The 26,235-nt window shown below is 51.7% G+C and carries 25 protein-coding genes; 18 read left to right on the forward strand and 7 right to left on the reverse strand.

Features of this window, described 5'->3' with window-relative positions:
* Positions 1-26 precede the first annotated feature (26 nt).
* A complete protein-coding gene (gene nadB, locus BS639_RS19465) occupies positions 27-1,625 on the reverse strand; it encodes an L-aspartate oxidase (protein WP_173882114.1) in 1,599 nt (532 codons plus the stop codon).
* 214 nt (positions 1,626-1,839) lie between these two features.
* Between nadB and rpoE the strand changes: the two genes are divergently transcribed.
* From rpoE to rseC, 4 genes are read left to right on the forward strand one after another with little or no spacing between them, the layout of a single operon-like run.
* A complete protein-coding gene (gene rpoE / locus BS639_RS19470; RefSeq protein ID WP_055776541.1) occupies positions 1,840-2,415 on the forward strand; it encodes an RNA polymerase sigma factor RpoE in 576 nt (191 codons plus the stop codon).
* A gap of 30 nt (positions 2,416-2,445) precedes the next feature.
* Positions 2,446-3,093 carry an anti-sigma-E factor RseA gene (rseA, locus tag BS639_RS19475; protein ID WP_055776543.1) on the forward strand — a complete coding sequence of 216 codons (648 nt, stop codon included), beginning with the start codon at positions 2,446-2,448 and terminating at the stop codon, positions 3,091-3,093.
* Positions 3,093-4,049: a sigma-E factor regulatory protein RseB gene (gene rseB, locus BS639_RS19480; RefSeq protein ID WP_055776546.1), complete on the forward strand. Its 957-nt coding sequence runs from the start codon at positions 3,093-3,095 to the stop codon at positions 4,047-4,049. The genes rseA and rseB overlap by 1 nt, the downstream gene beginning before the upstream one ends.
* Before the next feature lie 39 nt (positions 4,050-4,088).
* Entirely contained in the window at positions 4,089-4,562 is a 474-nt protein-coding gene (rseC, locus tag BS639_RS19485; protein WP_055776549.1) for a SoxR-reducing system protein RseC, read from the forward strand.
* Between the two features lie 118 nt (positions 4,563-4,680).
* On the opposite strand, the gene BS639_RS19490 is transcribed toward rseC, so the two are convergent.
* Together BS639_RS19490 and BS639_RS24945 are read right to left on the reverse strand one after the other, a co-directional pair.
* Entirely contained in the window at positions 4,681-5,502 is an 822-nt protein-coding gene (locus BS639_RS19490; RefSeq protein WP_084984074.1) for a DUF6585 family protein, read from the reverse strand.
* A 212-nt stretch (positions 5,503-5,714) separates the two neighbouring features.
* Complete coding sequence (locus BS639_RS24945; RefSeq protein WP_158086942.1) at positions 5,715-5,852, reverse strand: hypothetical protein; 138 nt, start codon at positions 5,850-5,852, stop codon at positions 5,715-5,717.
* A 206-nt stretch (positions 5,853-6,058) separates the two neighbouring features.
* On the opposite strand from BS639_RS24945, the gene lepA reads away from it, so the two are divergent.
* The 7 genes from lepA to acpS all read left to right on the forward strand — a co-directional run bounded on the left by lepA (position 6,059) and on the right by acpS (position 12,640).
* On the forward strand, positions 6,059-7,858 hold the full coding sequence (gene lepA, locus BS639_RS19495) for a translation elongation factor 4 (protein WP_055776555.1): 1,800 nt from the start codon (positions 6,059-6,061) through the stop codon (positions 7,856-7,858).
* A 29-nt stretch (positions 7,859-7,887) separates the two neighbouring features.
* Complete coding sequence (lepB, locus tag BS639_RS19500; RefSeq protein ID WP_055776558.1) at positions 7,888-8,865, forward strand: signal peptidase I; 978 nt, start codon at positions 7,888-7,890, stop codon at positions 8,863-8,865.
* Between the two features lie 234 nt (positions 8,866-9,099).
* Positions 9,100-9,780: a ribonuclease III gene (rnc, locus tag BS639_RS19505; RefSeq protein ID WP_009637006.1), complete on the forward strand. Its 681-nt coding sequence runs from the start codon at positions 9,100-9,102 to the stop codon at positions 9,778-9,780.
* Entirely contained in the window at positions 9,777-10,682 is a 906-nt protein-coding gene (gene era / locus BS639_RS19510; protein ID WP_055776561.1) for a GTPase Era, read from the forward strand. The genes rnc and era overlap by 4 nt, the downstream gene beginning before the upstream one ends.
* A gap of 11 nt (positions 10,683-10,693) precedes the next feature.
* The gene (gene recO, locus BS639_RS19515) at positions 10,694-11,431 is read left to right on the forward strand and encodes a DNA repair protein RecO (RefSeq protein ID WP_055776564.1); all 738 of its coding nucleotides are present in this window, start codon (positions 10,694-10,696) and stop codon (positions 11,429-11,431) included.
* Between the two features lie 97 nt (positions 11,432-11,528).
* Positions 11,529-12,260, forward strand: coding sequence for a pyridoxine 5'-phosphate synthase (pdxJ, locus tag BS639_RS19520; protein WP_055776567.1), 732 nt, complete (start codon positions 11,529-11,531; stop codon positions 12,258-12,260).
* Entirely contained in the window at positions 12,260-12,640 is a 381-nt protein-coding gene (acpS, locus tag BS639_RS19525) for a holo-ACP synthase (protein ID WP_055776570.1), read from the forward strand. The genes pdxJ and acpS overlap by 1 nt, the downstream gene beginning before the upstream one ends.
* A 30-nt stretch (positions 12,641-12,670) precedes the next feature.
* Here the strand turns inward: acpS and BS639_RS19530 are convergent, their stop codons facing one another.
* Together BS639_RS19530 and BS639_RS19535 are read right to left on the reverse strand one after the other, a co-directional pair.
* The gene (locus tag BS639_RS19530; protein WP_055776574.1) at positions 12,671-12,931 is read right to left on the reverse strand and encodes a YfhL family 4Fe-4S dicluster ferredoxin; all 261 of its coding nucleotides are present in this window, start codon (positions 12,929-12,931) and stop codon (positions 12,671-12,673) included.
* A 113-nt stretch (positions 12,932-13,044) separates the two neighbouring features.
* Positions 13,045-13,893, reverse strand: coding sequence for a MurR/RpiR family transcriptional regulator (locus BS639_RS19535; protein ID WP_055776578.1), 849 nt, complete (start codon positions 13,891-13,893; stop codon positions 13,045-13,047).
* Positions 13,894-14,016: 123 nt separating this feature from the next.
* Here BS639_RS19535 and murQ point away from each other — a divergent pair, with 123 nt between their 5' ends.
* From murQ to tadA, 4 genes are all read left to right on the forward strand, one after another.
* Positions 14,017-14,910, forward strand: coding sequence for an N-acetylmuramic acid 6-phosphate etherase (gene murQ, locus BS639_RS19540; RefSeq protein WP_084984075.1), 894 nt, complete (start codon positions 14,017-14,019; stop codon positions 14,908-14,910).
* Between the two features lie 53 nt (positions 14,911-14,963).
* Complete coding sequence (locus tag BS639_RS19545) at positions 14,964-16,355, forward strand: PTS transporter subunit EIIC (protein WP_084984076.1); 1,392 nt, start codon at positions 14,964-14,966, stop codon at positions 16,353-16,355.
* A gap of 4 nt (positions 16,356-16,359) precedes the next feature.
* Complete coding sequence (gene yfhb, locus BS639_RS19550) at positions 16,360-16,998, forward strand: phosphatidylglycerophosphatase C (RefSeq protein ID WP_055776587.1); 639 nt, start codon at positions 16,360-16,362, stop codon at positions 16,996-16,998.
* Positions 16,999-17,075: 77 nt separating this feature from the next.
* Entirely contained in the window at positions 17,076-17,633 is a 558-nt protein-coding gene (gene tadA / locus BS639_RS19555) for a tRNA adenosine(34) deaminase TadA (protein WP_407690320.1), read from the forward strand.
* A 12-nt stretch (positions 17,634-17,645) separates the two neighbouring features.
* Here the strand turns inward: tadA and mltF are convergent, their stop codons facing one another.
* Positions 17,646-19,112, reverse strand: coding sequence for a membrane-bound lytic murein transglycosylase MltF (gene mltF, locus BS639_RS19560; protein ID WP_084984077.1), 1,467 nt, complete (start codon positions 19,110-19,112; stop codon positions 17,646-17,648).
* 281 nt (positions 19,113-19,393) lie between these two features.
* Between mltF and purL the strand changes: the two genes are divergently transcribed.
* Entirely contained in the window at positions 19,394-23,284 is a 3,891-nt protein-coding gene (purL, locus tag BS639_RS19565) for a phosphoribosylformylglycinamidine synthase (protein WP_084984078.1), read from the forward strand.
* Between the two features lie 37 nt (positions 23,285-23,321).
* On the opposite strand, the gene BS639_RS19570 is transcribed toward purL, so the two are convergent.
* Positions 23,322-24,161, reverse strand: a complete 840-nt coding sequence (locus tag BS639_RS19570) for a hypothetical protein (RefSeq protein WP_084984079.1) — start codon at positions 24,159-24,161, stop codon at positions 23,322-23,324.
* Between the two features lie 296 nt (positions 24,162-24,457).
* Here BS639_RS19570 and BS639_RS19575 point away from each other — a divergent pair, with 296 nt between their 5' ends.
* Positions 24,458-25,339: an extracellular solute-binding protein gene (locus tag BS639_RS19575; protein WP_407690321.1), complete on the forward strand. Its 882-nt coding sequence runs from the start codon at positions 24,458-24,460 to the stop codon at positions 25,337-25,339.
* Positions 25,340-25,369: 30 nt separating this feature from the next.
* Positions 25,370-26,140 carry a molybdate ABC transporter permease subunit gene (locus tag BS639_RS19580; RefSeq protein ID WP_055776601.1) on the forward strand — a complete coding sequence of 257 codons (771 nt, stop codon included), beginning with the start codon at positions 25,370-25,372 and terminating at the stop codon, positions 26,138-26,140.
* Positions 26,141-26,235 lie beyond the last annotated feature (95 nt).

The raw sequence follows: 26,235 nt of genomic DNA on the forward strand, positions 1-26,235 counted from the left end.
TCTGATTAGACCGGAGTTTAGTGAACTCAGGGTTGTAAAATCGTCGGCTGCGAGTGTTCAAGCAAATCAGGATAGTCGAGCGTAAAGTGCAAACCGCGGCTTTCTTTTCTTGCCATGGCGCTGCGTACAATGAGTTCTGCAACCTGAACCAGGTTACGCAGCTCCAGCAAATTATTTGAGATACGGAAATGGGCATAATATTCGTCAATTTCCAGCTGCAAGGTAGTGATGCGGCGCAGTGCGCGCTCCAGACGTTTGGTGGTACGAACAATGCCCACATAGTCCCACATAAATAACCTCAGCTCGTGCCAATTGTGCTGAATCACCACTTTCTCGTCTGAGTCATCTACTTTACTTTCGTCCCATGACGGCAGGCTTTTGGGCATTTTAGTGTTCGGCAGGCGCTGTAAAATATCTTCTGCGGCTGACCAGCCATACACCAGACACTCGAGCAGTGAATTTGACGCCAGACGATTCGCGCCGTGCAGACCCGTATAGCTGACTTCACCAATGGCATACAGCCCATCAAGATCCGTTCTTCCGTGTTGATCCACCATCACGCCGCCGCAGGTGTAGTGTGCAGCAGGCACTATCGGGATCGCCTCCAGTGTCAGATCAATGCCTAATGAAAGCAGCTTTTCGACAATCATCGGGAAGTGGTGTTTGATAAATTCAGGCGGCCGATGGCTGATATCCAGATACATGCAGTCGGCGCCGAGCCGTTTCATCTCGTGGTCGATAGCGCGGGCCACCACGTCACGCGGTGCCAGCTCACCTCGCGGGTCGAAATCGGGCATAAAGCGCGTGCCGTCCGGGCGCTTGAGGTATGCCCCTTCACCGCGCAGCGCTTCTGTCAGTAGAAAATTGCGAGCCTGAGGATGGTAAAGGCAGGTTGGGTGAAACTGGTTGAATTCAAGATTAGCGACTCGGCAGCCTGCACGCCAGGCCATGGCGATGCCGTCACCCGAAGCAACGTCAGGATTAGTGGTGTATTGATAGACTTTTGCTGCTCCCCCGGTCGCAAGCACCACCGATTTGGCGCGCATCGTTTCGACCTGTTCAATATCGCGGTTCCATACATAGGCACCTACAACCCGCTGTGTACCGGGCAGGCCAAGTTTGCTGGAAGTAATAAGGTCAACGGCGTTATAGCGCTCTTTTACGCTAATATTGGGGTGGGCTCTTGCTTTACCTACTAGCGTGGTTTCTACTTCTTTACCGGTTGCATCAGCGGTATGGAGAATGCGCCGATGGCTATGGCCGCCTTCTCTCGTTAAATGATAGCGTTCGGTACTGTCGCTGGTTTCAGTGTCAAACAAAACGCCCTGATTGATAAGCCACTGCACGCAGTGTTTGGCATTACTGGCGATAAACTCGACCGCCTCCTTGTCGCACAGTCCTGCACCTGCGATAAGCGTGTCGTCAACGTGTGAGCCAATGCTGTCTGTTTCATCGAAAACGGCCGCTATCCCGCCTTGTGCGTAGAAAGTGGAGCCCTCATTGAGTGGCCCTTTGCTCAATACCGTGACTTTACAGTGGTCTGCGAGGCGTAATGCGAGTGAAAGGCCGGCGGCACCACTTCCTATAATCAATACATCACTAACAAAGTCGGATGAAGGTTGCATAACGTATGATGTTTGCGGAAGAAGAAGGAAATTCATGTTAGCCTAAATGGACTGGCAAAAGCCACGAGCACAATCATCGGTTTAAAAAACTTTTTGTTTTATGGAACTTAACATTCTGTTTAAACTCCAAGCAGTACTTGCTCAGGAAAATAATGATGAAAGCTGGCAGTACGACTTTTAGCGTGGAGATAGCTTTGGGGAGAGATTACCTCGGATGAGCGAGCAGTTAGCAGATCAGGTTCTGGTCGAGCGGGTCCAGAAAGGTGATCAAAAGTCGTTCAATTTACTGGTTATTCGCTACCAGCATAAAGTGGCGAGCCTTGTTTCCCGCTACGTTCCACAGGGTGATGTTCCCGATGTGGTTCAGGAATCCTTTATAAAGGCCTATCGCGCATTGGAATCATTCCGTGGGGATAGTGCTTTTTACACTTGGTTGTACAGAATTGCCGTCAACACGGCCAAGAACTACTTAGTTGCGCAGGGTCGACGCCCTCCCTCTAGCGATGTCGATGCGATAGACGCTGAAAACTTCGAAAATGGCGGGGCACTGAAAGAAATATCGAACCCTGAGAACTTAATGTTGTCTGAAGAGTTGAGACAGATTGTATTTCGGACTATTGAAGCGCTTCCTGAAGATTTGCGGATGGCAATTACTCTCAGGGAGTTGGATGGATTGAGCTACGAAGAGATAGCCGCCATCATGGATTGCCCGGTGGGCACGGTGAGATCGCGTATTTTCCGTGCTCGAGAAGCTATTGATAATAAAGTTCAACCGCTGATTCAGCGTTAGCGATGGCGGACACTTAAAGGGTATTTAGGCATGCAGAAAGAAAAGCTTTCAGCTCTGATGGATGGTGAATCGGTTGACTCCGAACTGTTAAGTTCGCTTTCAAACGATAAAACGCTCCAGGAAAGTTGGCAAAGTTACCATTTGATCCGCGACAGTATGCGCGGTGATATGGGCAACGTTGTGCATCTGGATATCGCTGATAGAGTCGCTGCTGCTTTGGCAAATGAACCTGCCAAACTTGTTCCTGGCGCGACGAAAGAATCGCAACCTTTGCCACATACCTGGCAAAAGTTGCCTTTCTGGCACAAAGTACGCCCTTGGGCCAGTCAGATTACGCAGATTGGCGTTGCTGCCTGTGTGTCTTTGGCCGTTATCGTTGGCGTGCAGCACTATGGTCAGTCAGACGCGACCGGTGCATCGCCAGAAACGCCTGCATTCAACACGTTGCCAATGATGGGCAAAGCCTCGCCTGTTAGCTTCGGTGTACCGAATGAAGGCAGCACCGCAAGCGGGCCACAGAACATGCAAGAGCAGCGTAAACGCATTAACGCTATTTTGCAGGATTATGAGTTGCAGCGCAGATTGCATTCCGATCAGCTCCAGCTGGACTCAACTGCTCCACAGCAGGCCGCTATTCAGGTCCCAGGTAACCAGTCATTAGGAACGCAAACGCAGTAATGAAGCAATTTTTGTATGCTGTTTCTCTACTGACAAGCAGTTTGTTCGCAATTCATACCGCCTCGGCTGAGACTCAACCTTCTCCCGAGGCGTTATTGCAACAAATGAGCGCTGCCAGTCAATCATTGGATTATGAACTCGCCTTTATCAGTATTACGAAGCAAGGCATTGATTCATATCGCTATCGTCACGCTAAAACGGATGGAAAGCAGCTCGGTGATCTGCTCCTGATGGACGGCCCTCGTCGCGAAGTTGTGCAGCGCGGGAACGACATCAGCTATTTCGAGAGCGGGCTACAGCCGTTCACGTTGGCGGGCGATCATATTGTTGATTCACTGCCTGAACTTGCCTTTAGTGATATTGCCCAGCTTTCTAAATACTACGATTTTATCGCCGTAGGTCGAGCGCGTGCTGCAGACCGTATAAGCCAGGTAATCCGCGTGGTTTCACGCGATGGCACACGTTTCAGCTTTATCATTTGGATAGACGAGCAAGACAAACTGCCTCTTCGCGTTGACCTTCTTGATAAAGATGGCGAAACGCTTGAGCAGTTCCGCGTGATCTCCGTGACCGTCGACCCTGGTGTTGCTGAAGCCTTCAATGGAATCGAAAAAGCCAATTTACCGCCGTTGCTCAGTATCCCTGAAAGCAGCACAGCACAGTTTAACTGGAGCCCTAAATGGTTGCCGGAAGGGGTTAAAGAAGTTTCACGCAGCAAGCGCAATTTACCCAATTTGCCGGTTAGCATAGAGTCACGCCTTTTCAGTGACGGCGTGTTCAGCTTCTCAATTAACGTGAATCCGACCAATAACGTGACCTCTGAGCAAATCGTTCGGCAGGGCAGAAGAACGGTACAAACGGAAGTGCGCAACGGTAATGAGATTACCGTTGTTGGCGAGCTACCGCCTTCCACAGCCAAGCGCATTTCTGATAGTATTGTGTTCTCTGGACAGTAACGGGTCCGTATTTCATGGGTAACGGGCAGGGTAACGTCGATGATGAAAGAATGGGCCACGGTGATCTCGTGGCAAAATGGCGTTGCAGAACTGCGTTGTGAGACGCAGGCAGGGTGCAGCAGCTGTCATTCGCGTTCAGGTTGTGGTTCCCGCGTTCTCAATGAACTAGGCCCGCAAACTGAGCACAATTTGCAGGTGCATAGCGTCGAGCAGCTTGAACCCGGTCAGAAAGTTGAGCTGGGGATAATGGAAGGCAGTTTGCTGCGTTCCGCATTGCTTGTGTATATGACGCCGCTGTTTGGTGTGATTTTCGGCGGTGGGATGCTGCAGTGGATGTTCAAGGCTGATGTTTTTGCCCTGATTGGTGCGGTCGCGGGGGGATTGGTAGGTTTCGGGGTTGCGCGCTATTTCGCAGCTAAAGTTTCCGAGAAATCAGCCTATCAACCGGTTATCTTGCAGGTGGGCTTACCGCCAAATGCGTTTCGTTTTCAACCTGAAAGTAAAAGTATTTAAACGCGGTTTTCGCTGCTCCACGTCTTCTCTCGTTTCATACTGCCTCTTCAAAAAGCGTACCATTGAACGAATCAAAAGGGTGCGCTTTTAACTCTCCCACATCTCCTCGTCCAGGCACTTAACCCCGAACTGGGATACGATTTTGTATCATGTGCTCAATGAGCGCGATAAACAAATCTGCGCTAAATAATGACGTATAAGCGACGGAGAATAACGATCTGCCGTGCATATCGAGCAATTTTATCGTCTGGCTGTTGCTGCCACCGCTGATAAAGTGAACTTCCCCGATGGCAATATGCTGTCCGTCGTCGGAGTCTAGCGTGCGGGCGGAGAGCTGGAGTTTCTTCTCATTCATCATCAAAAAGTTACCGCGCAGAAAGCGGCGGATCTTACTTTTACTCTCGGTCAGATAACTGAAACCGACCGCGCCACCCTGTGCGAGCGTATTTAGCGCCTGAGGCCCACGAATTAATAATTGTTCATTTTTGATAACTTCAATTAACCGATCCGCGTGTGCAATGTTGGGCGATATTTTGTACCAAGGTTTGTCTGAACTTTCTCGGAAGGCCATGGTATTTAATATCTTTCTGGTATATTTCCCGGTGCGATAACGGTAGATATCATTAATTGTCTCGAATGGGATAAATTTATTTTTATTATCCGGTTTTGAAATGACCAGCACGCCGTTTTCATAGAGTTGGAATATTTGTCTTGGTTTAATAAATTGGCGTAAAATAATCAGCAGTATTCCCAGCGAAATACTAAAAATAGTCGATATAAGAATAGTATGCTGGCCGAAATAGCCGCTTTTTCCAAACGTGAGCAGAATCACAAGCTGCACGGCTCCTGCTACCATCAACAGTGTAGCGAGAACCATGGTTACCCATGAGTTTATTCTTGCAAAGCCATGCCGGCTGAGCAGCCGACCTTCATTGATCATGACATTAACCTTGTAACCGATTGACTCATAATGATTGTAAATAGTTAAAATTACTTAATGAAAAATATGCGTGATGTATCACAAAATTTATTTTTATAACAACCAGTTAATTGTATTTCGCCCGTCCAGTAAATGAGCATTTTCCTAAACTGAAAAACGTTCCTCGAACAGCACGAAATGAGAATTCACTAACTCAATAATTTGAATTGATATTATTTATCCGCAGTATTATTTACCCCGGGAATATCGCGGGCGTGCACCAGCGCATTACACTCGGTACCACTACCGGCGTAAAACAACCACTGTAAAATCGCGCCAATAATCTGCTCACGGCGTGCACCTAGATTCAAAAGTATTCTTCTACACGAAGCTTCATCGATTTTTTAACGCCGCGATTCACTTCGCAAGAATCGTGGTAACGCTATCGCATCCTTTCGTGTAACCCGCATACAGTGTAAGATGCGCCCATATTTGCGTGGGCAGACTGGGTGTTGAGTCCAACGCTGTGTCCATGAAAAAGCTTTAAGCGCTATTAATCAGAGAAAATCATTTATAAATGAAGAACATAAGAAACTTCTCCATTATTGCCCACATTGACCACGGCAAGTCGACACTTTCTGACCGTATTATCCAGATCTGCGGTGGGCTGTCCGATCGTGAAATGGCTGCTCAGGTCTTAGATTCCATGGATCTCGAACGTGAGCGCGGCATTACCATCAAGGCACAGAGCGTTACGCTGGATTACAAAGCGCTCAACGGTGAAACGTATCACCTCAACTTTATTGACACCCCGGGGCACGTTGACTTCTCCTATGAAGTTTCTCGTTCTTTGGCGGCTTGTGAAGGTGCTTTGCTGGTGGTTGATGCCGGACAGGGCGTAGAGGCTCAGACGCTGGCCAACTGCTATACCGCGATGGAGATGGATCTTGAGGTTGTGCCAGTCCTGAACAAGATTGACCTGCCGGCTGCCGATCCTGACCGTGTGGCGCAGGAAATTGAAGATATTGTCGGCATTGATGCAACCGACGCCGTGCGCTGTTCGGCCAAGACCGGCGTAGGCGTTCCTGACATTCTTGAGCGTCTGGTGCGCGATATCCCGGCGCCTGAAGGCGACCCTGAAGCTCCGCTGCAGGCGCTTATCATCGACTCCTGGTTCGATAACTACCTCGGCGTTGTGTCACTGGTGCGAATCAAAAACGGCACCATGCGCAAAGGCGACAAGATTAAAGTCATGAGCACCGGGCAGACGTACAACGCCGACCGTCTGGGTATCTTCACCCCTAAGCGTGTCGATAAAGACGTGCTGCACTGCGGTGAAGTTGGCTGGTTAGTTTGTGCAATCAAAGACATTCTTGGCGCACCGGTCGGCGATACGCTGACTCTGGCTCGTCAGCCTGCTGAGAAAGCGCTGCCGGGCTTCAAAAAGGTTAAACCACAGGTTTACGCTGGCCTGTTCCCTATCAGCTCTGACGACTATGAAAACTTCCGCGATGCGCTGGGTAAACTTAGCCTCAACGATGCGTCACTGTTCTATGAGCCAGAAAGTTCGACCGCACTGGGCTTCGGCTTCCGCTGTGGTTTCCTGGGCTTGTTGCACATGGAAATCATTCAGGAACGTCTTGAGCGCGAATATGACCTCGAACTCATCACCACGGCTCCCACGGTTGTGTATGAAGTTGTTACCACCGCTGGCGAAACTGTGTACGTTGACAGCCCGTCCAAGCTGCCTGCGCTGAATAATATCGAAGAGCTGCGCGAGCCCATCGCCGAGTGTCACATGCTGATGCCGCAGGAGTATCTGGGCAGCGTGATCACCCTGTGTATCGAGAAGCGCGGCATGCAGACCAACATGGTTTACCACGGTAACCAGGTTGCGCTGACCTATGAAATCCCGATGGCAGAAGTGGTGCTGGATTTCTTCGACCGTCTGAAATCTACCTCACGCGGCTATGCGTCTCTTGATTACAATTTCAAACGATTCCAGACTTCTGACATGGTACGTGTTGATGTTTTAATCAACGGTGAGCGCGTTGATGCCTTGGCACTGATAACCCATCGCGACAACTCGCATTATCGTGGTCGCGATCTGGTCGAAAAAATGAAAGAGCTGATCCCGCGTCAGCAATTTGATATCGCCATTCAGGCGGCTATCGGCAACCACATTATTGCCCGTGCGACCGTGAAACAGCTGCGTAAAAACGTGTTGGCCAAGTGCTACGGCGGCGACGTTAGCCGTAAGAAGAAACTCTTACAGAAACAGAAAGACGGTAAGAAGCGCATGAAGCAGGTGGGTAACGTTGAGTTACCACAGGAAGCGTTCCTTGCAATTCTGCACGTAGGTAAAGACAGCAAGTAAGTCTTTGAGAAATAGGTCAAGGAGTAGGAATGGCTAACATGTTTGCCCTGATACTGGCTATTGCAACGCTGGTGTCCGGGATAATCTGGTGTTTGGATCGTTTTAAACTGGCTCCTGCACGTCGGGAGAAAATCGCACGTTTGAAAGCCGAAACGGCAGGTGCGGTTGACGAGAAAATCCTCAACAAGGCTGCAAAACAGCCGGGCTGGGTCGAAACTTGTGCTTCCGTATTTCCGGTGCTGCTGGTGGTATTTGTTGTTCGTTCTTTTATTTACGAACCTTTCCAGATTCCATCAGGTTCAATGATGCCAACGTTGCTTATTGGTGATTTCATTGTGGTCGAAAAATACGCTTACGGTCTTAAAGACCCGATTACCCAGACCAAGCTTATCCCGACCGGTGAGCCAAAGCGCGGTGATGTTGTGGTATTTAAATATCCGCTTAATCCGCAGCTGGATTATATTAAGCGTCTAGTGGGTTTACCGGGTGACCGCGTAAGCTACGACCCCGTGAGCAAAGAAGTGACGGTTCAACCGGCGTGTAATAATGGCCAAGCCTGTGATAAAGCCTTGCCTATTACCTACAGCGCCAATGAAGCCAGCGCTTTTGTACAAACCTTTGGTCAGGCTTCTGGCAGTGAGGCAACCAGCGGTTTCTTTGAAACGGCTCCCTCCGCACCCGTTCCACAAGACGGCGTTCGTTTACTGGGTCGTAAAGAAACACTGGGTGACGTGACTCATAATATTCTTATTGTTCCCGGTGCTCGCGACCAGTTAGGCGGCTATTATCAGCAACCTGGTCAACCTCTGGGTACTTGGGTTGTTCCCGCCGGTCATTATTTCATGATGGGTGACAACCGCGATAACAGCGCCGACAGCCGTTATTGGGGCTTTGTGCCAGAGAAAGATCTGGTGGGCAGAGCGTCAGGTATTTGGATGAGCTTTAAGAAGCAAGAAGGCGAATGGCCAACGGGTATACGTTTAAGCCGTATTGGTGGAATTCAATAATAATGTTGTGCCCGTCACTTAAACGACGGGCATATTAACGCAGCATTAAATTTCCACTCGTTGTAGAATATCTCTTCGAGCGATAAAAGTTGGCGACCCTTATCTTCTTCTCTATCATAAATAGTAAAAAAGAGGGAGCCACTGCAAACGAAACAGCTTTGGATCGACTATTGGTGAATCAGGCCTGTTCCGTATGCTGAAGTTTTTGACGCATTCTTGATCTATTGGTAACTCATGAATCCCATCGTAATAAACAGGCTTCAGCGAAAGCTGGGCTACACTTTTCAACAGCAGGAGCTTTTATTGCAGGCACTGACTCACCGCAGCGCCAGCAGCAAGCACAATGAGCGTTTAGAGTTTCTCGGAGACTCAATCCTCAGCTTTGTTATTGCAAATGCGCTGTATCATCGTTTTCCTCGTGTAGACGAGGGCGATATGAGCCGGATGCGTGCAACGTTAGTGCGCGGAAATACGTTGGCTGAAATGGCGCGTGAATTCGACCTTGGCGAGTGTTTGCGATTAGGCCCAGGCGAATTGAAAAGTGGTGGTTTCCGCCGTGAGTCTATTCTCGCGGATACGGTGGAGGCACTCATTGGCGGCGTGTTTTTGGATAGCGATATTCAGAACGTCGAAAGGCTGATTCTCGAATGGTACCGTAGTCGTCTCGATGAAATCAGTCCCGGTGATAAGCAGAAAGACCCGAAAACCCGTTTACAAGAGTTTTTGCAAGGTCGTCATCTGCCGTTGCCTTCTTATCTGGTCGTGCAGGTTCGCGGTGAAGCGCACGATCAGGAGTTTACCATCCACTGCCAGGTCAGTGGCTTGAGTCAGCCGGTTGTAGGAACCGGATCAAGCCGCCGTAAAGCCGAGCAGGCGGCAGCGGAACAAGCGCTGATACAGCTGGAGCTTGAATGAGCGAAGAAAAGAATTACTGTGGTTTTGTAGCCATCGTTGGCCGTCCTAACGTCGGCAAATCAACCTTGCTGAATGAGTTGTTGGGGCAAAAAATCTCCATCACCTCTCGCAAACCGCAGACCACGCGTCACCGGATTATGGGTATCCATACCGAAGGTCCATACCAGGCTATCTACGTTGATACCCCGGGGCTTCACATTGAAGAAAAACGCGCTATTAACCGTCTGATGAACCGTGCAGCAAGCAGTTCTATCGGCGACGTTGAGCTGGTTATCTTCGTGGTTGAAGGCACCCACTGGACGCCTGATGATGAAATGGTCGTTAATAAGCTGCGTGACCTGAAAAGCCCGGTGATACTGGCTATCAACAAAATCGACAACGTCACTGACAAAGCCAAGCTATTGCCGCATTTGCAATTCTTGAGCGAGCAGATGAACTTCGCCGATATCGTGCCAATTTCTGCGGAAAAGGGTACTAACGTAGACACCATCGCAGCCCTGGTGCGTAAGCAACTGCCAGAAGCGATTCACCATTTCCCAGAAGACTACATCACCGATCGTTCTCAGCGCTTTATGGCGTCAGAGATCATTCGTGAGAAACTGATGCGCTTCCTGGGTGAAGAACTGCCTTATTCTGTTACCGTCGAAATTGAGCGCTTTGTGACCAATGAACGTGGTGGCTATGACATTAACGGTTTGATTCTGGTTGAGCGTGAAGGCCAGAAGAAAATGGTTATCGGCAATAAAGGCTCCAAGATCAAGACTATCGGCATTGAGGCTCGTCACGACATGGAAAACATGTTTGAAGCGAAAGTTCACCTCGAGCTGTGGGTTAAGGTCAAATCCGGTTGGGCAGACGATGAACGTGCGCTGCGTAGCCTGGGTTACGTGGACGACTTATAAGGTCTGCGCCTATGGAAGGCTGGCAACGAGCATTTGTCTTGCATGGGCGACCTTACAGTGAAACCAGTTTATTGCTGGATTTGTTCACTGAAGGGCAAGGACGGGTACGCATACTGGCAAAAGGTGCGCGTGGCCGTCGGTCGAATCTAAAGGGCTGCTTGCAGCCCTTTACTCCGCTGCTGGTCCGCTGGACGGGGCGCGGTGAAGTGAAAACTCTGCGCAATGCTGAAGCCGTCTCGCTGGCGCTTCCCCTCTCAGGCTCTATTCTTTACAGCGGTCTTTACGTTAACGAACTGGTCTCCCGCGTCCTCGAGCAAGAAACCAATTACTCTTCGCTTTTTTTCGATTATCTCCACTGTTTGCAAAATTTGGCCGCGGCCAGCACCTCGCCCGAGCAGGCGCTGCGCCAGTTTGAATTGGCATTGCTGCATAATCTTGGCTATGGCGTAGACTTTTTGCACTGTGCGGGCAGCGGTGAGGAGGTCAGCGAAACCATGACCTACCGCTATCGTGAAGAGAAAGGCTTTATTGCCAGCTTGGTGGTGGATAACGCCAGTTTTACCGGGCGTGACCTTAAAGCGCTGGCCAGCCGAGAATTTCCCGACATCAACACGTTGCGCGCGGCCAAACGTTTTACTCGCATGGCGCTAAAACCCTATCTTGGCGGTAAGCCATTGAAAAGCAGGGAGCTGTTCCGTCAGTTTGTATTAAAAAAGCCTTCTCCTTCTGCAGAAAATCCTGCCGACTGATTTTGTCTGCGCGCGCGATAGCGTGTAAACTGCCGCCTATATGCTAAGTCCTGCTGCGTCTCGAACCCTTTGGGTATCTCAAATTTAGGAGTGTTTCATGGCTGAATTACTGTTGGGCGTCAATATTGACCACATCGCTACCCTGAGAAACGCACGCGGTACCGCGTATCCGGATCCCGTTCAGGCCGCTTTCGTTTCCGAACAGGCCGGCGCCGATGGGATCACCGTGCACTTACGCGAAGACCGCCGCCATATCACCGATCGCGACGTGCGAATTTTGCGTGAGACTATTCAGACGCGCATGAATCTCGAAATGGCGGTGACCGACGAAATGGTCGGCATTGCCTGCGACATCAAACCCCATTTCTGCTGCCTGGTGCCTGAAAAACGCGAAGAAGTAACCACTGAAGGCGGCCTCGACGTTGCCGGTCAAAAAGACAAAATGACAGTGGCCGTAGAGCGTCTGTCCGAAGCCGGGATACTGGTATCGCTGTTTATCGACCCAGACGTTCGCCAGATTGACGCCGCAGTTGCCGTGGGCGCGCCTTACATTGAAATTCACACCGGTGCCTATGCTGAAGCCCCAGAAGGCATTCACCGCGAAGCCGAGTTTCAGCGCATTAAACACGCGGCAACCTATGCAGCGTCGAAAGGGTTAAAGGTCAATGCTGGACACGGGCTGACGTATAAAAACGTTCAACCGATTGCCGCACTGCCGGAAATGCATGAGCTGAATATCGGTCATTCGATTATTGGTCAGGCCGTCTTTGACGGATTGGCCGGTGCGGTTAGCGAAATGAAAGCATTGATGCGTGAAGCGCGTCGCTAATGGCTATTCTTGGGCTGGGCACCGATATTGTCGAAATCGTCCGCATTGAAGCGGTGGTTGAGCGCAGTGGCGACCGACTGGCCAAGCGTATCTTGAGCGCCAACGAATGGCAGCTGTATCTTAAACATCAGCAGCCCATACGCTTTCTTGCCAAGCGTTTTGCCGTAAAAGAGGCGGCAGCAAAAGCGTTAGGCACGGGGATCCGCAATGGACTGGCGTTTGAGCAGTTTGAAGTCGTCAATGATGCCCTGGGAAAACCGAGCCTGATTTTTCACGACCGCGCGGCAGAAATGGCCGCCGAGTTTGGTGTGAAAGCGGTACACGTCACGCTGGCCGACGAGCGACACTATGCCTGTGCGACGGTGATCATTGAAAGCTGAGTAACCTCGGTGCTGCACCGTTCTGCGGGCTCAAAGCTGTGCAGAATGGTGCAGTGCCACAAATTTGTCCCACAGCTGTTCGTTAGTTTCTCGACGTTGCGGGTCGATGATGATGGTATGAACGATAGGGCATACTGTCTGGCAGGTTGGCGTATCATAATGCCCCACGCATTCCGTACAGCGATCGCTGTCAATTTCGTAAAACATTTCTCCCATCGCTATCGCCTGATTTGGACACTCTGGCTCGCACATATCGCAATTGATACATCTGTGGGTAATTAACAGCGCCATAATTTCTCATTGCTCGGGCGTTTTCAGGGGCGCAAATTATACCAAATTTACTGCGGCTATCTTCTGGAAAAACGGGTGCTTTAACGGGATATCGGCACTAAAGCTGATCGGGATCAACTCAGCTTGTTCACCAGATTTTCGCTGTGCTTTATTCTGCCAGGAGCATGTTCGGTATCTTGCTGAATCAGCGCCATAAAAAGAATGTCGGTCAGTGAGTACTGGGCGGTGCTGGCCGAGATAGCGGCACCGCGCGTCACGGGCAGCTCGGCCAGCGTATACAGGCAGTGATCGGCCTGCTGCTGTAAGGTATTGGGAGAGAAACTGGTCAGCGCCAGCGTTTTTGCTCCCGCCTTGCGCGCCACTTCTGCCGCCAGATTTATCTCGCGCCGTTCACCGCTAAAAGAGATAGCCAGCAGCAAATCCTGCTCCGATAACGCCTGAACCGTTGCCAGCAGCACGTGGGTGTCTGACTCAACAATCGCGGTAATGCCGATTTTTAGCAGCTTATAGGCAAAGTCCTTTGCCACCAGCCCAGAAGCGCCTAGGCCAGTGAGCACAATTTTACGCGCACTGGACAGCATAAACAGCGCCTGCTGGAGTCGCTGCTCGCTGTTAACGTCGAGCGTGGCGCGCAGCGCTGCCTGTTTCTCCGCCAGCAGTTTTTCGCCGACAATAAGCATGCTGTCGGTGCTCAGTATCTGGTTATGTACTGTAATGGCCGGGTCCGCCAGTGGTGCTGAAAGCGCTTCACTCATCGCCAACTTCAGTGCCGGAAAACCCTTATATCCCAATTTTTGCGCAAACTTGACTACGCCCGATTGGCTTACCCCCGCCAACTCGGCCAATTTTTGCGAGCTTAAGTGACGCGCCTTATCGGGCTGGGCCAATAAGAAGTCGGCCAGTTTTCGGTCATTCTCTGCCAATTGTGGATACATCTGACGGATGCGTATCATACTGCTCATGATGCTGAGTCCTGTCGTGAGTTTTGTCCTGATGTCTCTAAACTAGCAAAAAAAACTCGCTTTGCTGAATAAACTATTCAAATATATTAGTTAAATTTCGAATTAAATATTCTAGAGGTCATGATGAACTTAGGCGCATTGGTATCTGAAACCCGCAATCCGGCGACCTCAAGGCTGGACGAAATGTCCACTTTGGAAATGGTCACTTGCTTCAATAATGAAGACCGCAAAGTGCCGTTGGCCATTCAAGCCGTATTGCCGCAAATTGCCGAAGCCGTAGAGCGGGCGGCGGCCTCTTTTCTCGCCGGTGGACGTTTAATTTATCTGGGCGCGGGCACCAGCGGACGCCTCGGTGTACTCGATGCATCGGAATGTCCGCCGACCTTTGGCGTACAGCATGGCATGGTCATTGGGCTGATTGCCGGTGGACCGAGTGCTTTGCTCAAGGCGGTAGAAGGGGCTGAAGACAATGCTGAACTCGGTGTTGAGGATTTAAAAAATCTTAACCTTACCGCCGACGATACCGTGGTGGGACTTGCCGCGTCTGGTCGTACTCCGTACGTGATTGGCGCTCTGCGCTATGCACGTCATCTAGGCTGTGCCACGGTCGCTATTTCTTGTAACCCGGATTCCCCCATCGCTCACGAGGCACAGGTTGCCATCTCGCCCGTTGTTGGACCTGAGGCGCTGACGGGTTCAACCCGTCTTAAATCGGGTACTGCACAAAAATTGGTGCTGAATATGATCTCCACGGGTGCGATGGTCAAAATCGGTAAGGTCTATCAGAACCTGATGGTTGATGTGAAAGCCACTAACGTCAAGCTAGTGGATCGCGCCTGCCGGATCGTCGTTGAGGCCACGGGAGCCGAACGCCAGGATGCTGAAGCCGCTCTGCAGCAAACCGGCTTTGAGGTGAAGCCGGCTATTTTGATCATTCTGGCACAGGTCAGCGCCGAAGAGGCCATCGAACGCCTTGCCCGGCACAACGGTTTTCTGCGTGCTGCGCTGGCGGAGTAGTTTTTAGCTTTATTTACTGACGCATACAGAGTCATCATTTTCGAGGGGTTGTCATGGCAGCGGATAAAACTCAGGTATTGGCGGTGCAGATTTTAACCGGCATTGGCGGTAGAGGTAATATCAGTCGACTCGAAAATTGCATGACTCGGGTAAGAATTGAAGTGTTTGATGAACTGTTGCTGAATATTCCTGAGCTTAAAAAACTCGACGGGGTAAAAGGGTACGTCAAACAGGGAGCTCAGCATCAACTGATCGTTGGGCCTGGAGCGGCAGCCAAAGTGCTTGATGCCATGCAAAGCCTTTTAGAAAATGCAGCAGATACGTCTTTAAACCGTCCTCTCATTGACCCCAAAGACCAGGCCGCCAGTAATAAGGCTCAGGCTAAAGCCAAATATTCAGCACCGATGAGCGGTGCACTTCGCCAGTTGGCCAACGTTTTCATCCCGCTTATCCCGGCCTTTATCGCCTCGGGGCTGATCACTGGCATTATCAATCTGCTTAAACGGCCTGATATCGCCGGCGGCTTGGCTCTGGACTATCCTAACGTGCTGGCGCTGCTTGGCGTGTTTGGTGGTGCAGTATTCGCCATCATGAATATCTTGGTAGGCGTTAATGCCGCTCGAGTCTTTGGGGGATCTCAGGCGATGGGCGGGGTGATGGCCGGTATTCTTTCAAGCCCTCAGCTGGCGCAAATTACGCTGTTTGGTGAGGTGTTGCAGCCGGGGCGCGGTGGCGTGATTGCGGTCCTGCTGGTGGTGGCGCTGATGTGCTGGATTGAAAAACGTCTACGGCAATGGCTGCCAGAGTCGGTCGAGCTTATCCTTAATCCGCTGTTGACCACGCTTATTACCGCCACCCTGGCGATTATTATTCTTCAACCGCTTGGGGGTGTCATATCCGACGCTATCGCACAGGGTGTAAATCTTGCAATTGATCAAGGCGGCCTTTTAGTGGGCGCATTACTGGCAGGCACCTTTTTGCCACTGGTGCTTTCAGGTCTCCATCAGGGGTTGGTGCCGATTCACGTCGAGCTTATTCAGTCGCACGGCGCTAATCCTTTGCTGCCTATTCTGGCAATGGCGGGCGTGGGGCAGGTGGGCGCAGCCTTCGCGGTGCTGCTTAAAACCCGCAATGCGCGGCTCAAAAAAGTGATTAAAGGGGCACTGCCGGTCGGTATTCTGGGCATCGGCGAACCGTTGATTTTTGGTGTCACTCTGCCGCTAGGAAGGCCGTTCATTGCAGCCTGTTTGGGCGGTGCCGTTGGCGGGGCACTGATATGCTACTGGAAAGTGGCGACGGTGATTACTTTCGGGATTTCAGGTCTTCCTTTGGCGTTGACTATTATCTCCGGTAAAGTAATGCTTTATCTGACTGGCGTACTGATAACCATGGTGGCCGGCTTTATTTTTACCTGGATGATGGGGTTCAACGATCCCGAGGAGTAACGCATTGAATGCGAAGACGGATCGCCGTGTGGTTTTTTTTGATCTCGATGGCACACTGCATCAGCAGGATATGTTCGGGACCTTTATGCGTTTTCTGCTCAAGAAAATGCCGCAAAACCTGCTGTTAGTCGTGCCGATGCTGCCGGTGATTGGCCTGGGTATGTTGCTCTGTGGTCGCGCCGAGCGCTGGCCAATGAGTCTACTGCTGTGGTCGATTACCTTTGGGCACAGTGAAGCACGTCTGAAAGCACTTGAGCTGCAATTTGTTAACTGGTTCCGTACGAAGGTGATCGCGTTTCCGGTGGTGCAGATGCGCCTGCGTGATTATCTCGACAATGATGATGCACAAGTGTGGCTGATAACGGGCTCGCCGGAGAATCTGGTGCAGCAGGTTTACAACACTTCCCCTTTTCTACCGCGCGTCAGGTTGGTAGGCAGCCGCATCGCCCGCCGCAACGGCGGTTGGGTGCTGGCATTGCGTTGCTTGGGTGAAGAAAAAGTCTCACAGCTGGAGCAGCGTATTGGCGCACCGCTTAAACTCTACAGCGGCTACAGCGACAGCAAACAGGATAATCCGCTGCTGTTTTTCTGTGAGCATCGGTTTCGCGTCAGCAAGCAGGGCGAGTTGCAGCAGCTGGAATAACGTAGCGTTAACGGCTTCACCTCGTCCCGTCTTTGTTACCTAAAACGGTAGCTATACTGTGTCTGCGGGGGCGGGCAGTGTATGATAGCCGCCGTTTTAGTCAGGGTGAGGTTTACGTGATAGAGCAATACAGCGACAGGTACTGGATGCGGCATGCAATGACGCTGGCTTCAAAAGCGCAGGATGCAGGCGAGGTGCCGGTTGGCGCAGTATTGGTGCTCGATAACAAGGTGATCGGCGAAGGCTGGAATCGTTCAATCGGGCATCATGACCCTACCGCGCACGCCGAGATTATGGCGCTGCGTCAGGGCGGCATGGTGGTAAAAAACTATCGCCTGCTGGATGCGGTGCTGTATGTCACCCTTGAGCCTTGCGTGATGTGTGCCGGCGCCATGGTGCACAGCCGGATTCGTCGGCTGGTTTATGGCGCGGTCGATATGAAAACCGGCGCGGCAGGATCGCTGCTCGACGTGCTAGGTCATCCGGGCATGAATCATCATATCGACGTAACGTCAGGCGTATTGGCCGACGAGTGTTCCACGCAGTTGAGTGAGTTCTTCAAACTGCGCCGCAGCCAGCAAAAGGCGCTGCGCAAGGCCCAACGTGGGGCCGCCAAGGGTCAGAGTGATGAGTAAAAAGGGCGGCTGTTAACCGCCCACGCTTTTTAACTGTTCCAGCGTCACGGCGGGATACCCCGCACCAAGCTGCACTTTTAACGCAGCAGCCTGCGCCTTTTGCTTCTCTTTCTCCATCAGATAGCCCACCAGACTGATTTGATACTTTCTGATGTTTTCAACGTAATTAAAGGCCTGAGTGCCACGCGCATAGCCATAGGTCGTTTTGCTGTAGTAGCGTTTCTGATTAAGCATCGGCAAACGCTGTTTTACGTCAACCCAGCTGTCAGGATTGCCTTTTTGCGCGGCAGTCAGTTGCCTGGCGTCAAGCATGTGGCCATATCCCATATTGTAGGCAGCCAGCGCAAACCAGATTTTATCGTCATCGGCAATCGTGTCCGGCAGCGTCGCAATAATTTTGTTCAGATAAAGTGCACCGCCGCGAATACTCTCTTCAGTATCTAGGCGATTATTCACGCCTAATCCCTGAGCGGTGGCGCTTGTCAACATCATCATACCGCGCACGCCGGTCGGTGAGGTGGCGCTAGGATCCCAATGCGACTCCTGATAGGAAATGGCCGCTAGCAGCCGCCAGTCGATTTTATCGGCATATTTCTCAAACAGCGGTTGAAGTGTAGTGAGCTTGTCATCAATGGCTTTAAGGAAGGCGCGCGTGTCAACGAAGTCAAAATTACCGACGTGGCCTAAATACTTCTCTTCCAGCCTTTCTAGAGTACCGTCTTCCGAAATTTGGCTAAAAAAATCGAGCATGGCGGCATAGAGGCTGTCGTCATCGGCTTTTTTATTGAAGTACCAGGTCACCGGCTCATCCTCGGTGGCGTCAAAAGCCACCGCCAGACGCGGATAAACACGTTGCAGCAGGGCCACCGTCACTGAATCGCCGAGCGTGTATTTAAGCTTGCCCTGAGCAACCTGCTGCATTAACTCCGCAGGGGAGTAGCGGTGGGTGACACCCCAACTGAGGTCCGAGAACTTTTTCTTTGCGTCTTCAAGCGTTGTGATGTGGGCCGCTCCGGCGGAAACGACCAGGTTGCCTTTAATATCGTCATAGGATTTTGGACGCGCCGTACCAAGCCGATAAAGTACCTGCTGGGAAACGGTGTAGTACTCCGGCCCGGTACGAAATGACTTTAAACGCTCAGGGTTATAGATAAGTCCCGAGGCCAGCATGTCGGCCTTATTACTTTTAAGATCGCCAAACAGTTGGTCGATATCTTTATGTGAGGTCATGACCAGCTTCACGCCGAGGTAGTCGGCAAAGCGGCTGGCTAATTCATAATCAAATCCCCGGTCACCTGCGGTGCCGTTAAAATAGGTCTGTGAAGAGTCGAGCGTACTGACGCGCAGTTCACCACGAGACAGAATGTTTTGGAGCTGGTCACCTGACCCGCGCTGCCATGGAATGCTTGGCCACAGGGCCAGCGCCAGCAACAGGGTGATCAGGCCGACGATCAAATACGTAATTTTTATGCGCTTCAAATAGTTATCTCTCTGCGGCGCTATTCTTTTAATAAGATAAAACGGTGCTGATAAAGGGGCTAAAATCCCGGTGCCGACGCATTTTGCTCAACAAAACGCCAGTCTGCAACTTTATTCCTGATAGCCCATATAAACCGTAGGGTTAAAGGTATTATTAATATTCCCTGCGCAAACGGTTTCGTCGGGCTCGAGGATTCTCTATAATAGGCCGCGTTTTCCCCCCTGTTGCGCCCAATGAAGCACCTACGGTCAGTTGCTTCGAAGACGAGAGATATTTGATTATGGAAATACTGCGTGGTTCGCCCGCTTTGTCGGCTTTTCGCATTAACAAACTGCTTTCCCGTTTTCAGGAAGCTCAGCTTCCGGTTAACGACGTCTACGCCGAATTCGTACACTTCGCCGATGTCAGCGCTCCTCTGACAGCGGATGAGCAAACCAAGTTGCAACGCCTGCTCAAATATGGTCCTTCTCTCGCTGAACACGCTCCCGTTGGCCGCCTGATTCTGGTAACGCCGCGTCCGGGCACCATTTCTCCGTGGTCATCCAAAGCAACCGACATCGCCCACAACTGTGGACTGTCGCAGGTTGTGCGTCTTGAGCGCGGCCTAGCGTTTTATGTTCAAGCACCACAACTGACCGAAGCACAGTGGCAATCACTCGGCGCGCTGTTGCACGACCGTATGATGGAAACCGTATTTACTGACCTTAACGATGCTGAAAAACTGTTTGCCCAGCACCAACCGGCACCGGTTCAGCACGTTGATCTGCTCGGTGCAGGCCGCGTTGCGCTCGAACAGGCCAACATCAAGCTGGGTCTGGCACTGGCTGAAGACGAAATTGACTATCTGGTCAACGCCTTCACTGACTTGGGCCGCAACCCGACAGACATCGAGCTGTACATGTTTGCGCAGGCTAACTCCGAACATTGCCGCCACAAAATTTTCAATGCCGATTGGGTTATCGACGGCAAAGAGCAGCCTAAATCGCTGTTCAAAATGATCAAGAACACCTTTGAACATACCCCAGATCACGTGCTGTCTGCTTATAAAGACAACGCCGCCGTGATGGAAGGCTCAAAGGTAGGCCGTTTCTACGCCAACGCCGAGTCTGGTCTGTACAATTTTAATCAGGAAGATGCTCACATCCTGATGAAGGTAGAAACCCACAACCACCCAACGGCCATTTCTCCTTGGCCGGGTGCAGCCACCGGTTCAGGCGGTGAAATCCGTGACGAAGGCGCAACCGGCCGCGGCGCCAAGCCGAAAGCGGGCCTGGTCGGCTTCTCGGTTTCTAACCTGCGTATTCCCGGGTTTGAACAGCCTTGGGAAGAGAACTTCGGCAAACCTGACAGAATTGTGACTGCGTTAGAGATAATGACCGACGGTCCTCTGGGAGGCGCAGCATTCAACAACGAATTTGGTCGTCCGGCGCTTCTGGGGTATTTCCGTACCTATGAAGAGCAAGTCAACAGCCATAATGGCCCAGAACTGCGCGGATACCATAAGCCAATCATGCTGGCGGGCGGTATCGGTAACATTCGAGCCGATCACGTGCAGAAGGGCGAAATCACCGTTGGCGCTAAACTGATCGTGCTGGGCGGACCGGCAATGAACATCGGTTTGGGCGGCGGTGCCGCTTCCTCGATGGCTTCTGGTCAATCTGATGCCGACCTCGATTTTGCCTCGGTCCAGCGCGATAACCCAGAAATGGAACGTCGCTGTCAGGAAGTTATTGACCGCTGCTGGCAGTTGGGTGAAGCCAACCCGATTCTGTTTATCCATGACGTAGGCGCGGGTGGGCTTTCTAACGCCATGCCTGAGCTGGTGAGTGACGGTGAGCGCGGCGGTCGTTTCCAATTGCGCGATATTCTTAACGATGAACCGGGTATGAGCCCGCTCGAAGTCTGGTGTAACGAATCTCAGGAACGCTACGTGATGGCGGTTGCGCCAGCGCAGCTTGCCCAGTTCGACGCTATCTGTAAACGTGAGCGCGCGCCGTATGCGGTTATCGGTGAAGCCACTGAAGAAATGCACCTGACGCTGGAAGACAGTCACTTCGACAACCAGCCGATTGACATGCCGCTCGACGTGCTGCTGGGCAAAACGCCAAAAATGACCCGCGACGTGCAAACCCTGAAAGCCGTGGGTGACATGCTGAATGGCGAGAATATCCAGATTGCCGATGCGGTGAATCGCATTCTGCATCTGCCAGCGGTTGCTGAAAAAACCTTCCTGATCACCATCGGTGACCGCACGGTAACCGGTATGGTTGCACGCGACCAGATGGTCGGTCCGTGGCAGATACCTGTAGCCGACTGTGCGGTTACTACTGCCAGCCTCGACAGCTATCACGGCGAAGCGATGTCTCTGGGCGAACGTGCGCCAGTTGCTTTGCTAGACTTCGCCGCTTCTGCACGTTTGGCGGTTGGCGAAGCGCTCACCAACATTGCGGCCACCGAAATCGGCAGCCTCAAACGCGTTAAGCTTTCGGCCAACTGGATGTCGGCGGCCGGTCATCCGGGCGAAGACGCCGGTCTGTACGCCGCGGTTAAAGCGGTAGGCGAAGAGCTTTGCCCTGCGCTGGGTATCACCATTCCCGTGGGTAAAGACTCTATGTCGATGAAAACCCGCTGGCAGGAAGGCACCGAGCAGCGCGAAATGACCTCTCCGCTGTCGCTGGTTATCACCGCATTTGCCCGTATTGAAGACGTTCGTCATACCGTGACGCCAGAACTGCGCACCGACAAAGGCGAAAGTTCACTGCTGCTGATTGACCTTGGTGCAGGCCACAACGCGCTGGGTGCGACGGCGCTGGCGCAGGTTTATCGTCAACTTGGTGATACGCCTGCTGACGTGCGCAACGTTGAGCAACTGGCCGGTTTCTTCAACGCGATGCAAAAACTGGTTTCCGAGCAGAAGCTGCTTGCCTACCATGACCGTTCAGACGGCGGCCTGCTGGTCACGCTGGCGGAGATGGCCTTTGCCGGTCACTGCGGCCTGACCGCGGATATCGCGGCGCTGGGCGAGTCTGCTCTTGCAGCTTTGTTCAACGAAGAGCTGGGCGCGGTGATCCAGGTCCGTAATGACCAACGCGCCGAGGTTGAGCAGATTTTTGCACAGCATGGCCTGGCCGACTGCACGCATTTCCTGGGCAGCGTTAATCAGGGCGATCGTTTCGTGATCACTTCTGGCGACAAGCCGGTGTACAGCGAAAGCCGCACCACGCTGCGTACCTGGTGGGCAGAAACTACCTGGCAGATGCAGCGCCTGCGCGACAACCCTGAGTGCGCCGATCAGGAGCACGAAGCCAAGAAAGACAATAACGATCCGGGCCTGAACGTCAATCTGACCTTCGCGCCGCAGGAAGACATTGCTGCACCTTACATCGCGACCGGCGCACGTCCTAAAGTGGCGGTTCTGCGTGAGCAGGGCGTCAACTCCCACGTTGAGATGGCGGCGGCGTTCCACCGTGCTGGTTTCGATGCGGTTGACGTGCACATGAGCGACCTGCTGTCAGGACGTCGCGACCTGCAGGATTTCCACACGTTAGTGGCCTGCGGTGGCTTCTCTTACGGTGACGTATTGGGTGCTGGTGAAGGCTGGGCGAAGTCGGTGCTGTTCAACGAGCGCGTACGTGATGAGTTTGAAGACTTCTTCCATCGTCCACAGACTTTGGCGTTGGGCGTGTGTAACGGCTGCCAGATGATGTCTAATCTGAAAGAGCTTATTCCCGGCGCTGAACACTGGCCGCGCTTCGTGCGCAATCTTTCAGACCGCTTTGAAGCACGCTTCAGTTTGGTTGAAGTGACTGCTAGCCCGTCACTGCTGATGCAGGGTATGGAAGGGTCACGTATGCCGATCGCCGTATCACACGGTGAAGGCCACGTCGAAGTGCGTGATGCGGTGCATTTGTCACAGTTGGAGCATGCGAACCTGGTGTCGCTGCGCTTTGTGGATAACAACGGACGTGTGACCGAGAACTATCCGGCGAACCCTAACGGTTCACCAAACGGTATCACGGCGGTCACTAACCTCTCTGGCCGCGTCACGGTGATGATGCCGCATCCAGAGCGCGTATTCCGCACCGTGAGCAACTCATGGCACCCAGAAACCTGGGGCGAAGACAGCCCTTGGATGCGCATGTTCCGCAACGCGCGTAAACAGCTTGGCTGAGTGATCTCAACGCGCTGATTATTAAAATCCACAGCACTTAGGCTGTGGATTTTTTTTGCCAAATTTTCGCATAGGCCAGCGTCACGTGCTCTTGCAGCATTCGTGCACAGGTGGCTATCAGATTAGCCCGGTGTCGAGTCACGCCGTCATAGGCGATGTCGAGCGCGGTGGGGAAAATCGGATAAACCACCTCCTTGCTAAAGTTCGGACTGCATTTAACATCAAACGTCTGTTTGTTGCCGTGTGAGTCTGCAATGTTTTTCGCTTCATTATCCAGCACCGAGTTGCACTCCTTTTCCAGGCGGCTTGAGGCGTCTATTGCCTGCTGTACTGCGCGTTTCTTATCATGAATAATCTCACGAATCGACGTCACATCGAAATCAGTCGACTGATGCCTGTTCAGCGTTGTTTCTTCAAAATCCAGATGATTAGCCTTAAAGTCGAGAGTAACGGTATTTTCACGCAGCTGCGCGTGGGTCTCTTCACAAAATTTCAGGCAGCTGGTTGGGGGGATTTTCACTAGTTTGATCGTGAGCTTGTCCTCGGCCCGTTGATTAATTTCGCCCATTTCGCTGCATATTTCGCTTTCTTCAATCTGTGGGCGGATCACCTCATCCAGTAAGTGAAGATCGCGGATCACTTGTTTAAGACACTCGCGCTGAACGGCATATTTTACCCGGCTGGCTTTCAACGTCATCGAGATAGCTTCTATTTTAATGTTGAGATAATCATTTTTATTTATAGAGCCGGGAAGCCACTGACTGTTGCTTACCGTAGGTGAAGCGTCCACCAGACGATGCACCGAAAAGTCTTCAATGTTTGCAACAGCGTAGGGCGGTATTAGTGCGCTTGTAGTGGGTATTATCATGATAGTCATGGGCCTCTACTTAGCCAAAGCGGGGAGCGGATACTGTAATATTTTTAGTGTCGTTAAAATATTAATTTTCGCTCAACAAGTCGTTTAAACGGCGATACGTTGTGAAGGGGACTGATATACAGACAGTTCTGCTTACATTTATACATTTAAAAGCTGCTTGATTTAGTCCTCGTCTAAACCCTATCGTTATATCCCTTTATACATAGCGGTGGTTTATCGTGCGAGACGTTAAAAACAGAGTTCTGCATAAAAAAATACATAATATCAGTGCTGGCCTCCTGCTCGGTGCGCTGGTAATGGGCAGTGCGGCCGCAGCCAATGCGGCAGATAACATCAACGTCACCTATGCCGGTTCGATGGGCGTGGTGATGGATAAATATCTCGGTCCGACGTTTGCCAAACAGCATAATGTAAATTATCAGGGGCAGGGTCAGGGCGCTTACGGAATGGCGAACCTTCTGGCTTCCAAGAAAGTCGTCGCAGACGTGTTTGTTTCCATCACCCCAGGACCTATAGACGTGCTTAAAAAAGCCGGTCTGGTAGATACCTCGGTTCCGGTTGCTAGCACCAGCATGGTGATTGCTTATAACCCTAAAGGTAAGTTTGCACAGCAGTTTGCAGCGATTAAAGACCATAAAGCGGGGGCTGAACCTTGGTGGAAAGTACTCCAATCGCCTGGGCTTCACTTTGGACGTACCGATCCTGCTACCGACCCGCAGGGGCAAAACATTATTTTCACCATGATGCTGGCCGAAAAGTATTATCACCAGCCGGGATTGACCAAGAGTGTGCTGGGAGAAACCACCAATCCTGCGCAGGTACTGGCTGAAGGTGGTCTGTTAACGCGTCTTGAAGCGGGTCAGGTTGACGCGGCGTCGGGCTACGAAAGTGCGACTCGCTCCGCTAAACTGCCGTATATCGTATTGCCGGATGAAATTAACCTGAGCAATCCTGACATGTCCGCAAAATGGTACGATACCGTCAGTTTCACTATTAAAGACAACGCAGGCAAAGACAAAACGCTGCATACCCAACCGCTAGTATTCTATGCGGCAGTATTAAAAAATGCGCCAAATCCGCAGGCTGCCAAAGAATTTGTGGCCTTTATGAAAAGTGCGGAAGGGCAGAAACTGTTTCAGCAAAACGGCTATGACAAACCCAAGGGTCATGACTACTAAGCCAAAATGGCCACCAAGAGGTAACGCCGGATGATCAGTCTGTGGCTGGCCATTCCAGCCCTTGCCCTGTTAGCCATCCCCTTCATCACGCTTATCTCGGTTACGCCGTGGCGCGGATTTCATCTGGCCTATGGCGACTGGCACTCGGTCAGTATTTCGCTGGGGCTGAGTGCTGTCGCTGTCCCGATAATCGTGGTGATGGGGATTCCGCTGGCACTGTGGATGGCGCGCAGTGAAAGCCGATGGCGTGCGTGGGTTGAGGCGGCAGTGATGATCCCTTTACTGACGCCGCCGCTGGCCATGGGGATCCTACTGGTTTCGGTTTACGGGCCCTACGGCAGTCTGGGGGAAGGCCTTTCTCGTTTGGGGGTTTCATTAACCAATAATGCCGGTGCCTTTGTATTAGCTCAGATCTATGGTGCGCTTCCCTATTTCGTGATGTCGGCGCGAGCAGCATTTGAAGGCGTGCCTGCCGATGTTGAAGAAGCCGGTAAAACCCTGGGTGCCTCGCGGTGGAACATTCTGACCCAATTGACGCTGCCGATTGCATCAAGAGGATTGGCTACCGGGCTGGCTATTGCGTGGGTCAGAGTTATAGGGGAGTTCGGTATAGTGATGGTATTTTGCTATTTCCCGCAGGGTATCCCGGTAAAACTGTTTATAAATCTGCAAAATGACGGCGTCGACTCGGTCTATTCTCTGCTTTGGATCCTGCTCATTTCTACACTGCCTTTTCCGCTTTGGTGCTTCTCAAGAATGGGTAAGCATGCGAAAGGAAATATCCTTTCGCCCAGCGAATAATTGGCAAAAACACCTCATAATTAATAATATTCTTATATTGATTATCATTATTATTTGATAAAGGTCATGCGCTTATCTAACAATCAGGCATCCCT

The organism is Rouxiella silvae (assembly GCF_002093625.1).
GTDB lineage: Bacteria > Pseudomonadota > Gammaproteobacteria > Enterobacterales > Enterobacteriaceae > Rouxiella > Rouxiella silvae.